Genomic DNA, 13369 nt, shown 5'->3' on the forward strand with positions numbered 1-13369 from the left:
TCGCTACTCCTTAGCGTAAACTGATGGTGGTATTGACTTCCCCTGCTTCTTGGCTGTCTTCAAACCAACGACTGGTAATGGTTTTGGTTTGCGTATAGAACTGAACCGCTTGTTTGCCATAAGGGCCTAGGTCACCGAGCTTTGAGCCACGTGAACCTGTAAAGCTAAAGAATGGGACTGGGACTGGAATTGGAATATTGATGCCCACTTGACCAATATCAATACGGTTTTGGAAAGTCCTTGCCACTGCCCCACTTTGGGTGAATAATCCCACGCCATTACCAAATGGATTGGCATTCACCAGTTCAATCGCCTCATCCAACGTATCCACACAGAGAATCGTCAGTACAGGACCAAAGATTTCTTCTTTATAAATGCGCATATCCGTCGTGACTTGGTTAAACACCGTTGCCCCGACAAAGTTGCCATTTTCATAGCCTTTGACTTGAATATCACGACCATCCAGCAGCAGTTCGGCACCTTGTTCTACACCACTGTTAATCAGATCAATCACACGGGCTTTGGCACGCGGTGAAATCACAGGGCCAATGTCCGTATTCGGCTCATGACCTGCATTCACACTCAAGGTCTTCGCTTTTGCGACCAATTCATTGATCCAGTGTTTACTGTCACCGACCATGACTGCAACCGAAAGCGCCATACAACGTTGCCCTGCCGCACCAAAGGCTGCACCGACCATGGCATTTAAAGTTTGTTCTTTATTAGCATCAGGCATCACCACCACATGGTTTTTCGCGCCCATCATCGATTGCACACGTTTGCCATGTTGACCTGCCAAGTTATAGACATGCGTACCGACAGCAGTTGAACCCACAAAAGAAATGGCTTTAATGTCTTGATGGGTACACAGGGCATCGACCACGTCTTTGCCACCATGCACTACATTCAGTACGCCTGCGGGAATACCAGCTTCGATTGCCAACTCGACCAACATCATGGTGGAGAGCGGATCTTGTTCAGATGGCTTCAAAACAAAGGTATTGCCGCAGACGATTGCCATTGGGAACATCCACAAAGGAATCATCGCTGGGAAGTTAAATGGCGTAATGCCCGCACATACACCTAAAGGTTGTTGCAAGGTATAGGTATCTACGCCACGTGCCACACCTTCGGTATATTCACCCATTTGCAAGGTGCCAATTGAACATGCATGTTCCACCACCTCTAAACCACGCTGAATATCACCTTCCGCATCCGCCAAAGTTTTACCTTGTTCGGCTGTAAGTACTTGTGCAATTTTCTTGGCATTGTCACGAATCAGTTGCTGTAGTTTCAGCATAATGCGCATACGCGCTTGAATCGGGGTTTCTCTCCAGCTGGCAAAGGCAGATTTTGCTGAGCTAATCGCAGCTTGGATTTCCTCAGGCGTAGCAAAAGGGACTAAACCAATCACTTCCTGCGTTGCTGGATTGATAATGTCTTGCCATTGCTGGGTTTTAGACTCGACAAATTCACCGTTAATCAGAAGTTTAGCTGTAGTAATTTGGATTTTAGAAACCGTATTCATAACCTCTCCATAGGCATTCATTTTTATTGTGTCACTGTTGAAACATACGACTTAAACCGTATATTCAATTTCTGCTTTTCAACTCAGACTAGCAAAGAAAACTTTGACCACCAATGCAGATTGGTGCACGATGGTTGTGCAATTTTGCACAGGATGTGGAAAATAAAAAATGAAAGTAGATTGGGATCATCTGCAGTTTTTTTTGGTCTTGGCACGCGCTAAAACCCTGACCAATGCAGCACGGATTATTGGAGTCGAACACAGTACTGTGGCGCGGCGGGTACAGTCTTTAGAAGTTGCTTTAGGTACACCGCTGTTTAAACGTGAAGCCACAGGCTATGAACTCACCGTCGATGGCATGGCTCTGGTTCCGCGCGTAGAGCAAATGGAACAGGCCTTTTTGCAAATTCAGAAACCGCAACAGCCACTTGAAGGACGAGTGCGCATTGGCGCACCTGAGGGTTTCGGCACAGCGTTTTTAACCCAGTTATTGGCCGAACTGTCATTGCAATTTCCACTACTCACTATCGATCTGATTCCTGTACCGAAGATGATCAAGCTGTCGCATCGTGAAGCGGATATTGTGATTTCAATTGACCGTCCAAAATCAGGTCCCTACATCATTACCCGACTGACCGATTACTGTTTAAAAATTTATGGCAGCAAGCGCTATCTGGCACAGCATCCGCCTATTCAGCGGATGGAAGATTTAGCGACCCATCGCTTTGTCAATTATATTGATGATCTGATTTATAGTTCGGAGCTATATTGCTTGGAACGGCTACCCATTCCTTTGACGGCAAATTTTCGCAGTAGCAGTATTTTGGCCCAACAAATCGCAGTCAATGCAGGAGCTGGATTGGCCATTTTGCCACAATTTCTAGCCCATGACCAACCCGACTTAGAACAAGTGCTGCCCGAGCAGGTACGCTTCACACATACCTTTTGGATGCTGACTTTTGTCGACCTGCAACACGAACCACGGATTAAATTGGTCTGGGATTATTTGCGTAAACAAGCTGACTTAAAACAAGGCATGCTGATGGATTAAATCATCCACAGCAGGTTCTTATTTATATTCCCCCGTCGCAATGCGTCGAGCCAGTTGTTCCAAACGATCGACTTTTTGGCGTTGCGGTAAAACGTGGCAGACCATCTCGGCGGTATAATCCACAGCAGTATTGGGAATCAGCGGTCGAGTCTGACTTGTTGCATAGTCTTGACTACTGAGTAACGAGCCATTTTTTTTAAAATTGGCAGATGAACGAATACTATAGACTTCATTGTCACAGCCAACTCTGTATAGTGCGAGTGAGTAATCCCCTAACTCCAAGCCGTCTTTTTCTTTGTCGCTTTTAATGAGATATTTGACCCAATACTCAACTTCATTACGACTGGTATCATGCATTTTAACTCGATCAAAATCGACATAAACATATTGTGAACGATCATAATTTGCATTCACAAACGTCCATTCGGCAAACGCAGATCCTCCCCATAATACACAAAGAAAACCCAATAAAATACGACTCAACACATCACTATCCCCCAAGATAGACGGGCAAGATTATAGCAACTCTCTTATATAAAACACATGAAAAATCAAACTAACATACTGAAATATATCTATTTAAACAGTTATAAATTAGAAAGTTTCAGCACATATTTACCTACTTAGCTATAACTGGTTATCACTCTAGATTGACTATGTGGTTTGTTTTGCATACTGCGAATAGCCTATTTTTGTCTACTAACACGCAGTGCAATCATCTTGATATTTTCCAATCGCGACCATTGTTGATTTTTAGCGCGGTGGTCTTGAAAGCCCAATTAAAACCGTAGAAATACCAACAGCCCCAGACAGTCCATTTATTTTAATAACACTATGAATATATTTAGCTTTGCAAAATAGACGACAAAAAGTAAAGCCATGCATATGCATGGCTTTACTTGAAGGGATAGAACTAAACCGTTTTATAGCTTTAGGCTGGAATTTGTTGCGTAATACAGTGAATATTACCACCGCCCAACAAAATTTCACGCGCTGGTACACCAGTAATTAAATACTCAGGATACATCTGCTGGAACAATACCTTTGCCTGCTCATCTGTGCGTTCATCTAATAACGGGAAAATAATTTGTTGGTTACTAATCAGGTAATTCACATAAGAGCCTGCCAAACGGTTGCCTTCAATTCGTTCAATCGCATTGCCTTTTTGCACAGCGCTGGTTTCATCTTCACTCGCATACAGTGGGCCTGGTGAAGGTAGTTTCCAAACCTTTAAGTGACGACCTTGCGCATCAAGGGTGTTTTCTAGAACCTTTAGTGCCGCCATAGAGCGTGGATATTGTGGATCATTTTCATCGTCAGTCCAGTGCAATGCCACTTCACCCGGGCGAACAAAACAGCACATATTATCTACATGTCCATCTGTTTCATCGTTATACACCCCATCTGGTAACCAAATGAAAGTCGTGACGCCTAAACACTCTTGTAAAATTTCTTCAATGTCGTCTTGGGTTAAAGCTGGATTACGATTTGGGTTGAGCAGGCATTCTGCGGTGGTTAAGAGTGTACCTTCACCATCCACATGGATAGAACCACCCTCTAGCACTAAACGTGTAGAAAAGCTATCCAGCTCATGCATCGCAGAGATTTGCTTGGCAATGAGCTGGTCTTGATCCCATGGGAAATACAAGCCGCCTTCTTCTCCGCCCCAAGCATTGAATACCCAGTCAATACCGATACGTTCACCTTGTGCATTTTTAACAATCGAAGGTCCAGTATCACGTGTCCACGCATCGTCACTTTCCATTTCATATAAGGTCACTTCTGCAGGCATAGTTTTGCGTGCTTTTTCCATTTCTGAAACAGGAACAGCCATAAATACGGGCGTCTTTTGTTAAATAGCAGCTGCAACTTGGGCAAAAGCCTGTTGCGCTGGCTGTGCATTGTCACGCCAGTTATCAGTACGATACGGCCAAATCATCCATACTGCTTCTTGAGCCGCCCATTCACCTGGCATGCAATAGCCCTGCTGTTTTGGCGTTTTTACTGTTTTTTGCTTTTCAACTACAAGTTCCATTTTTACTCTCTCTACAATTTTGCATGTTTCTAAATTTTAAATGAGTGAATTAAAGTCCTTCACTGACACTTCCTTAACCGTTTGAGACTTCCTCGGCTGGTGCTCCTATGGAAATCGGCTGCTTTTTAATTTTCTTGTACAACACCAACCCAATGCCTACACATAACCAAATGCCACCAAACTCAAGTGCTGATTTCTCTAAATTGATCCATAAACCGAGCAGCGAAAGTACGGACACTAAAGGTAGAAATACGTTCATAAACACATTCTTAAACCCTAGACGTTCCTTTCTAAGCACATAAAATTTCATAAAGACCGAAAAATTCACCATGGTAAACGCAATCAATGCACCAAAGCTGACGAAGCTCACCACTGTCGCAAGGTCAACATAAATGGCCAATAAAGAAATCATGCCTACAAAGAAGATTGAATATAGGGGTGTACCGCGTTTTTTACTGATGGCACCAAAGATCTTCTTATTAAAAACACCATCACGTCCCATGATGTACATTAAACGTGAAGCACTAGCATGGGTTGCTAAGCCAGAGGCAAAGGCATTCATAATTTGTACGGTTAATAATGCTGACTGAAAGACTGCACCACCCACAAACAAGGCAATTTCAGGTAAGGCTTCATCTGGGTTTTTAAATTGCGACAATGACGGAAAGGACAGCTGTACAAACCATGACACTGTAATAAAAATTCCGCCACCCACTAATGTCGTTAAAATAATGGCTTTCGGAATGGTCTTGGTTGGATTTTTCGTTTCAGAGGCCAATGTCGATACAGCATCAAAACCTAAGTAAGAAAAACACACCAACGAAATGCCTGAAATTAAGGACATCATTTCAGTATTGCCATTCCATAAAGGTTTGGTGGTTAAAATACCGCTATAGCCTTGTGAGTTACCAATGCCTGTCACCACCAAGAAAATAAACACCAGCATCATGACCAAAGTGGCCGCGACAAAAATAAAGCTGAAATTGGCAAGAATATTGATACGAAAACTGTTAATCAGCGTGACCAAACCGACCATAATCATTACCCAAGCGGTATATGACACATCGGGCATTAGCGCATTTAAATAAAATGCAGCAAGTAAGGCATTAATGAGGGGCAAGAGCATGTAATCTAATAAAGAGCACCAACCAACAAAAAACCCCATGGTTTTACCGCAAGTTTCGGTGGTATAGGTATACGCTGAACCTTCCTTTGAGGATATTCGGCTAAAACGCGCATAACTTAATGCAGTTAACAGCATGGCCACCAGCGCCAGCAAATAGGCTAAAGGGACTCGACCCTCGGTCACTCTTGAAATAATCCCAAATGTATCGAATACCGTAGCTGGTGCCATATAGGCAACCCCAATGACAACCACTTGCCAAAGGGAGAGACTCCTTTGATGATTCTCGCATTCCATGCTTGTAACTCCTGTAGCTCTTTATGTACGCACTTTCTTAAGTGCAATGGTTCCATCACCGAACAGCACATGTATTGAATAAGGACATCCTTTTCCTTCTCAATAACCTGTGAACACTACATCTAAATTGTAATGACGTTTTCCTCTAAATAGCTTTGCATTCCTGACTCACCCAGCTCACGCCCAGTCCCACTCTTTTTAAAACCGCCCCATAAAGAACTTGGGTGAATCATTTGGAAAGAGTTAATCCAGATATGACCTGCTCGTAATCGCTTCGCGATGGTTTTACCCTGCTCGACCGATCCTGTCATAATAGTTGCAGCCAAACCAAAGTCTGAATCATTAGCCACTTGAACCGCCTCAACTTCAGTGCCAAATGTGCGACAGCACATGACTGGTCCAAAAACTTCTTCTTTCCACAGACGACTGTGGGTTGGTACATCAATATAGATTTGCGGGCGAATATAAAAACCCTGAGCAGGACATGCAATGTTATTTACATCAATCAATGCCGTCAGTTGTTCTTGTTCCGCCAGCGCTAAATACTCATGCACTTTTTTGAATTGTTTATGTGTGGTCATTGGCCCCATGCTGAACTGGCCTTCAGCTTCTTGTCCGAGCAAAATTGACTCTGTCGCTTGCTTAAGCTTTTGATAGAACACATCAGCAACTGATTTATGCACCAGTACACGCGACATAGCTGAACACATTTGTCCCGCGTTATAGAACATGCCACCCACAGCTTTTTCCACCGCATCATCAATATCGGCATCTTCTAATACTAAAAATGCAGACTTGCCGCCCAGCTCAAGGGTGACCCGTTTAACTGACGTTGCCGCGGCTTGCATCACTTGAATGCCAATTTCGGTACTGCCCGTAAACGATACTTTTTGTACCTCTGGATGACGGACCAAATGTTCAGCGGCTATTGCGTCACCCAACACCAAATTGAACACTCCCTGTGGGAAATTCATTTGGTTTAACAGTTTCATAAATTCCAGTTCTGGTAATGGCACCAATTCGGAAGGTTTAAATACCAAGGTACAACCTGCTGCCAACGCTGGCGCAATTTTCCATGCACTGGTAATTAATGGAAAGTTCCACGGCGTGATTAAAGCCACGACCCCAACAGGGTTTTGCTGATGGGTTAATTCCGTACCATGATCCGTTGAACTGGTTTTGGTAAATACAAATTTCTGCACGAGATCGGCATAGTAGCGATAGCATTTGACGCTGTTATCGACATCAGCTTGGGCTTGACTGAGCGACTTACCATTATTGCTATGCGACAGTTCGACCAACTTATCTTTTGACTGCTCAATTGCATCTGCAATTTTATTCAGCCATGCCGCGCGTTCTGCTGCACTGGTATTACTCCAGCTTGCTAAAGCCTGATTTGCAGCGTCAACCGCCGCATCGACATCCTCAGTAGAAGCTGTGACAAAATGTGCCAGCGCTTGTTCACTGCGCGGATTGATTACCGCTATTTCGGTGCTCCCCGTCGTAGCAGTCCATTGTCCATTGATATAATTTTTCATCGTTTTACTCGCCTTAGTCTGATGGCATCATGCGAAACTTCGTCAGCTTCTTATTTGGCACATCACAGCAGGACTATTGTTACATTAGGTCTTTTTGGGGCTAATATGTCCGCCTCAAACCGATTTACAGGCAAACAACTTCTGTACAACCCAACTCATTCGAATCAGGTTGTCATAGAAATGAATGATTGTTAAACCTTACAAATGACCTTCAGCTTTTAACTCTTGAATCGTATTTTGAATTGCATGACGTAGAGTTTTGACTGTGAAATCAATCTGCTCACGCGTTAAAATTAATGGAGGAGAAAGAACATTCATATGACCCACAGGACGTACGATGAGACCTAACTTTTGGCAGTGATTGGCAATTCGCTTACCTACGCCAATCGAACCATCAAACAACTCTTTGGTTTCTTTGTTGCGCAAGTTTTCAATACACATCATGAATTTTTTGCCGCGAACCTCACCCACAATTTCAAGATCGGATAAAGTTTTAAGCTGTTGTTCAAAATAAACACCAGCATCTTGTACATGTTCGCAAATATTTTCACGTTCAATAATTTCAATATTTTTTAGCGCAGCCACACAGCTCACAGGATGACCTGAATAGGTAAAGCCGTGCGTTAACAAACCGCCTTCATGATGTGGCTTACTAATCGCGTCATAAATTTCATCTGAAATAATGGTTGCACCCAAAGGTAAATAGCCCGAAGACAAACCTTTAGCACAAGTAATGATATCTGGAACAATGCCAAATACGTCCTCTGAAGCAAACATATGACCTAAACGACCAAATGCCGTAACCACTTCATCCGATACATACAACACATTGTATTTTTTACATACCGCTAAAGTTTTAACATGGTAGCCTTCTGGTGGAACAATCACCCCACCTGCCCCCATGATCGGTTCAGCAAAGAATGCTGCAACATTGTCTGGGCCCAGTGCCAAAATCGTATCTTCTAACTCCTGAACTTTTTCATTACAGAAATCTTCCATCGATTGCGATTCAGGCTTACGGTATGGATTTGGACATGAAACGTGATGCACCAATTGGTTGTGAATTTCAAAACCAATATGATCGGCCTCAATGCCTGTTAAGCTCATACTGATGTAAGTACTGCCATGATAAGCATCTTTACGTGCAATCAGTTTTTTCTTTGAAGGCTGACCAATTTGATGGAAATAATGGTGGATTAAACGCACGGCGGTGTCGTTTGCCACTGATCCACCACAACCAAAAAACACATGATTTAGACCTTCTGGCGCATGTTCAGCCAATTTCGCTGCTAATTTTGCTGCGGGTGCAGTGGTTTGATGACCAAATGGAGAGAAATATGGAAGTTCCATAATTTGTGCAGATACCGCATCCGCAATTTCCTGACGACCATAACCGACGTTGACACACCACAAGCCACCAATACCATCAAGGTATTTGTTACCATGTATGTCATAAACAAAGACATTTTCACCTTTTGACATAATTAAAGAACCTTCTTCTTTAAATGTGGTGAAATCTGTCCATGGGTGAATCACATGGTCTTTGTCTTTTTGCCAAATATCTTGAATATCAACATTTACAGGTAATTTAGAATTCATTTTTGTCCTTCCTTAACACTTTGCCACACACCAATCTTGGAGGCGGCATTTTACGGTTTATTCATCAATCGCAATAGTCTTTTAAACTGCTTGAGCACGCTGAGTTTCTGATGTTTTCGCCTGCATGGCGTCATAATTTAGAATGGCATTCAAAAGCACATCGGCACCTTGTGCTGCATCACATGCATACACATCTTCCGCCTCGTTATGACTTAACCCATCAATACATGGAATAAAAATCATCGTCGTTGGACAATGCTTCGCAATATTAATGGCATCATGTCCTGCACCACTCACAATGGTCTGATTAGAGTAGCCCAACGTATCTACAGCTTGTTGTACTGTCTCGACACACGCCTTATCGAAATAAGTCGCAGGGCTTAACCAATGCTGTGAAATACTAATGTCTAAATCATGCTGCTCTGCCAGTGTTTGCAAAATCTTGCGTGTCTCGACTTCCATATCTTTCAGTGCAGCATCATTCGGATTGCGCAAATCAATGGTCCATTGAATTTGACCTGGAATGGTATTACGTGAAGAGTTTGCTACTTGCATTTCACCAAAGGTGACCAAGCCCTCTGGGAAGCGCTTACGGACATTGTGTTCTAATTCCACAATCATAGCCGCCGAACCCACCATGGTATCTTTACGCATATGCATTGGTGTTGTGCCTGCATGTGCCGCTTTACCTTTGGTTTCAACATCTAACCATAAAATGGCTTGCCCACCCGTAACGACCCCAATCGCAACTTGGCTCTGTTCCAACACAGGGCCTTGCTCAATATGTGCTTCGTAATATGCTTTAAATGGACGCGCCAAAGGTGTTTCTCCCAGTTGGCCTGTACGGACCAATTCTGAATAAACCGAAATACCCTGTTTATCTGTACTCTCATAGACTTTTTGCTTCGGTAAAAGCCCAGTAAATACCGCAGAACCCATCATCGCTGGAGTAAAACGTGCACCTTCTTCATTGGTCCACACCACCACTTCCAAAGGATGGTGGGTATGGATGCCTTCTTCCGTCAAACGCTGTAACACTTCCATGCCCGACAAAACACCATAGATGCCATCGAAACGTCCACCTTTGGGCTGGGTGTCTAAATGACTCCCCATAACGATAGGTAATGCCGTCGCCGAAAGCCCTGCGCGTCTTAAAATCAAGTTACCAATTTCATCATAATGGATTGAAAGATTAATCTTTTTTGCCCATTCAATCAGCAAAGAGCGCCCAGCAACATCTTCATCAGATAAAGCTAAACGTGTGTTTCCGCCTTTATCTGTTGCACCAATCTTTGCCATTTCCATTAGCATTTGCCACAATCGTTCCGCATTCGCTTTCATTTCTTAGCAACATCCATTTTAGAAATACTTTTATGGGGAGTTGAGTAACACCTCATTCTGTAAATTCACTCTAAAAAAAAAAGACAATACCAACAAGTGATAAATTTTAAACTACCGTATTAGTAAAACTTATACCCTATAACTCACCACCTGATCGCTTTCCTAATGACCTTAAAATATAAGTACTTCAATCATAAAAAATGCTGGGCATGACATTTTTAAATTGCTTTCTATAAAAAATTTTATGCAAAAAAAAGGATCGCCCTAATGCTCTAGAGTAATCCCCTTTATGCTTTTCTAAGTTTCAAAACCTAATTAATAAAAATCGATCATTAAAAAGACTTTGTTAAACTAAAAACTACAGCATCATCTGCATTGGATAGTGCTTTGTTAATATTCGAATCGACATAATACAGATCAAAAATAAAGTCATGGTAACTGTAGTTTCCACCCACTTTATAATCGTAAAAAGAATCTTTTTGATCTGTAGCCCACAAAACATCATAAGCTACTTTACTAGAGAACTGGTTATAACCGACCTGAGCATAGGCATTCCATTTATCTGCAACAGGATATCGGTAACTGGTTTCATAACGCAGCATTTTTCCTGTTTGGAATGTATATTCTGGGGAATAATAGAATGAAAAATTCAATTCATCATTTTCTTTCAATAAACCTAACCCAGATGCAGCAACTGAATACTCTTCATAATCCGCATCAGGTATGCTTTGATCTGTTCCGGGGTAATTGACATCTAAATATTGAACATTGAGCTTAAATTGATCATTCACGAAATAATCATAGCCCACGTAATAATCTAGCTCTAGGCTACTGCCAATATCGAGTTGAATATTCGATGCAAAAAGTTGGGCATATAACCCTGAATCATGATCAACTCTTAAAAACCCTTGTACTGCTGGCTTACCCTGTGTTTGTGAATAGCCTCGGAAATAATAATCCGTTAGAAAAGCGACGCTCCCGCTTGTAGAGAAACCGTTAAAGAGGCTTGATTCTTCAGTCGTTTCTGCGTGTGTATAAGAAATGGCGAGTATTGCCAATAAAGCATAGACCAGCTTGTTTTTCATCGTGTTGTTTCCCATCAATTCCATGATTTTTATTGTTGCGTTTTTATTGTTATTCTTTTTTTACAAAAACATAGAACCAATTCTTGGCAATCGAAAGGAACCATTCCACTCAACACTCAAGTTTGATTGCACATAGTAATACAAAATAAAACTGACTAAACTTAGTGCAGATGCATATAAATTCTTATTATTTTTTAGGTGATAAAACCATAAATAGTGCTTAATCTGCCCCTATCACTTGATCGTTTTTCACAACTTAAACCCTGCTTCTTGGATAAAATCCATTTTGAGGAATTTGCTCACTCAAACAGTAATTTTCTCGTTATCAGTGATCTCATTCTGTCTACGTAAAAGATATATATTTAATGCTGCATCGAGTTTTCTTATTCATTATGCTTTGAATGATTTATATTAAATACACTTCTGAGATCATTTATAAAATACTGTTCCAGTAAAGATAACTCACGATCTTTATGCCATGCCAATGAAATTGGAATAATAGAAACGTGAGGAAAAGGCGGAAGCTGTTTGAATAAATGATATTGACTGCTTTTTTCAATGATGTTTTTTGGTAATAAACCAATACCAATACCATTTTGAATAAATCGAATGACTTCATCCATATTGTTTGTCGTGACTAATAATCGATTATTTTTTAAAATTATTTCCCTAACTTCATTTAATGGTGATGATGGGTCATTTAATTGTTCGCTCTGAAAAGAGATAAATCCATGACCTTTGATTTGTTCAATACTTTGAACATCTTCTACATAAAGTGAGTGTTTATCACTACAAAATAATGCATATTTTTGATTAATTAAAGTTTGATAATTTAGTTTCGGATGCTGTGACTGATTAATTCCAATCCCAAGTGCTGGGATTTTTTGCAACAATAACTGTTGGATCTCTTTACTTTTTAAAACATCCACTTGAAAATCTACCAATGGGTATTTTTGATGAAAATCATGTAGTAATTGGTCATAACGTGTGGACTCAATACGACTCAGAACCAAAAGTTTAATCGTACCCGATAAGCTATTTTTCTCTGTATTTAACCGTTCTTCATAATCCATTAATTGACTATAAATCATCATACTTGCTTCAAATACAATCTCTCCTGTCGCGGTTAAATAGAATTTCCCCCCCGTTCGAATAATCAATGTTTCGCCAATCTGCTCCTCCAATCTTTTTAAACTTTGACTAATGGCTGACTGGGTTAAAAATAACTTAATTGCGGCTTTGTTCAAACTGCCTTCTTGAACAATCACACGGAAGATACGAAGCAAAGACCAATTACATTTGTCTAGCAATACATTTGGTCTCATACCCATACCTCATCTTCTGCGATTTCATAAACTTCATTCTGATCATATCAAAAATATAAAAACCTAATTTTTTATTTTAGCTTGCACTGGATGCCAATGTTTTCCCAGTACATTGCATAAACCTGTTTCTAGAGAATTTTGAAACCTCATTATTTTTCAAAGAGGCTCTCAAAAGGACGTTGAAGTATTCGTCCACTTTGCAGAAAAACCGTATGAATTAGAAAAACAGGACTATGCAAAATTTGCCCTTTTTTATGTTCATAAACGAGAGCCATTTGGACGTACACACTCAGAGCCAATGTATATTAAACCTGAACAGAACTGGGGCATTACACCTCTCAGTTTTCGAGCTATATTTCTAGACCAAATTACCCGCACCTAAATCCCGCAAAAAAGCAGATGCCAGCAAATAAAATTAAACCTTTTGTTCACCAAATCTCTGACGCC

The 13369-nt window shown here is 41.2% G+C and carries 9 protein-coding genes and 1 pseudogene; 1 reads left to right on the plus strand and 9 read right to left on the minus strand.

Annotated features, from left to right (window positions below; translation table 11 throughout):
- Positions 1-10: 10 nt before the first annotated feature.
- Positions 11-1528: a CoA-acylating methylmalonate-semialdehyde dehydrogenase gene (locus tag WH214_RS09810; protein WP_339421195.1), complete on the minus strand. Its 1518-nt coding sequence runs from the start codon at positions 1526-1528 to the stop codon at positions 11-13.
- A gap of 169 nt (positions 1529-1697) precedes the next feature.
- On the opposite strand from WH214_RS09810, the gene WH214_RS09815 reads away from it, so the two are divergent.
- Entirely contained in the window at positions 1698-2579 is an 882-nt protein-coding gene (locus WH214_RS09815; protein WP_234965711.1) for a LysR family transcriptional regulator, read from the plus strand.
- Between the two features lie 18 nt (positions 2580-2597).
- Here the strand turns inward: WH214_RS09815 and WH214_RS09820 are convergent, their stop codons facing one another.
- The 8 genes and pseudogenes from WH214_RS09820 to WH214_RS09855 all read right to left on the minus strand — a co-directional run bounded on the left by WH214_RS09820 (position 2598) and on the right by WH214_RS09855 (position 12928).
- The gene (locus tag WH214_RS09820) at positions 2598-3065 is read right to left on the minus strand and encodes a surface-adhesin E family protein (protein WP_339421200.1); all 468 of its coding nucleotides are present in this window, start codon (positions 3063-3065) and stop codon (positions 2598-2600) included.
- 445 nt (positions 3066-3510) lie between these two features.
- Positions 3511-4614 (minus strand): annotated as a pseudogene (gene aguA / locus WH214_RS09825) (agmatine deiminase).
- Between the two features lie 73 nt (positions 4615-4687).
- Positions 4688-6034, minus strand: a complete 1347-nt coding sequence (locus WH214_RS09830; protein ID WP_339421203.1) for an APC family permease — start codon at positions 6032-6034, stop codon at positions 4688-4690.
- A gap of 122 nt (positions 6035-6156) precedes the next feature.
- A complete protein-coding gene (locus WH214_RS09835) occupies positions 6157-7572 on the minus strand; it encodes an aldehyde dehydrogenase family protein (RefSeq protein WP_339421204.1) in 1416 nt (471 codons plus the stop codon).
- A 198-nt stretch (positions 7573-7770) separates the two neighbouring features.
- Positions 7771-9171 (minus strand): aminotransferase, encoded by a 1401-nt coding sequence (locus tag WH214_RS09840; protein WP_339421205.1) that lies wholly within the window; start codon positions 9169-9171, stop codon positions 7771-7773.
- Positions 9172-9252: 81 nt separating this feature from the next.
- Positions 9253-10512, minus strand: coding sequence for a Zn-dependent hydrolase (locus WH214_RS09845; protein ID WP_339421207.1), 1260 nt, complete (start codon positions 10510-10512; stop codon positions 9253-9255).
- Positions 10513-10844: 332 nt separating this feature from the next.
- Positions 10845-11597 (minus strand): TorF family putative porin, encoded by a 753-nt coding sequence (locus tag WH214_RS09850; protein ID WP_339421209.1) that lies wholly within the window; start codon positions 11595-11597, stop codon positions 10845-10847.
- 383 nt (positions 11598-11980) lie between these two features.
- Positions 11981-12928 carry a LysR family transcriptional regulator gene (locus WH214_RS09855; protein ID WP_339421211.1) on the minus strand — a complete coding sequence of 316 codons (948 nt, stop codon included), beginning with the start codon at positions 12926-12928 and terminating at the stop codon, positions 11981-11983.
- Positions 12929-13369: the final 441 nt, after the last annotated feature.

The organism is Acinetobacter sp. MYb191 (genome assembly GCF_037572605.1).
In the GTDB taxonomy this organism is placed as follows: domain Bacteria; phylum Pseudomonadota; class Gammaproteobacteria; order Pseudomonadales; family Moraxellaceae; genus Acinetobacter; species Acinetobacter johnsonii.

What these genes read in the sequence shown, in the direction of transcription:
- WH214_RS09840 (WP_339421205.1), bottom strand. Translation starts at nt 9,171, where the DNA reads ATGAATTCTAAATTACCTGTAAATGTTGATATTCAAGATATTTGGCAA.
- WH214_RS09855 (WP_339421211.1), bottom strand. Translation starts at nt 12,928, where the DNA reads ATGGGTATGAGACCAAATGTATTGCTAGACAAATGTAATTGGTCTTTG.
- WH214_RS09850 (WP_339421209.1), bottom strand. Translation starts at nt 11,597, where the DNA reads ATGAAAAACAAGCTGGTCTATGCTTTATTGGCAATACTCGCCATTTCT.
- WH214_RS09810 (WP_339421195.1), bottom strand. Translation starts at nt 1,528, where the DNA reads ATGAATACGGTTTCTAAAATCCAAATTACTACAGCTAAACTTCTGATT.
- WH214_RS09830 (WP_339421203.1), bottom strand. Translation starts at nt 6,034, where the DNA reads ATGGAATGCGAGAATCATCAAAGGAGTCTCTCCCTTTGGCAAGTGGTT.
- WH214_RS09815 (WP_234965711.1), top strand. Translation starts at nt 1,698, where the DNA reads ATGAAAGTAGATTGGGATCATCTGCAGTTTTTTTTGGTCTTGGCACGC.
- WH214_RS09835 (WP_339421204.1), bottom strand. Translation starts at nt 7,572, where the DNA reads ATGAAAAATTATATCAATGGACAATGGACTGCTACGACGGGGAGCACC.
- WH214_RS09845 (WP_339421207.1), bottom strand. Translation starts at nt 10,512, where the DNA reads ATGAAAGCGAATGCGGAACGATTGTGGCAAATGCTAATGGAAATGGCA.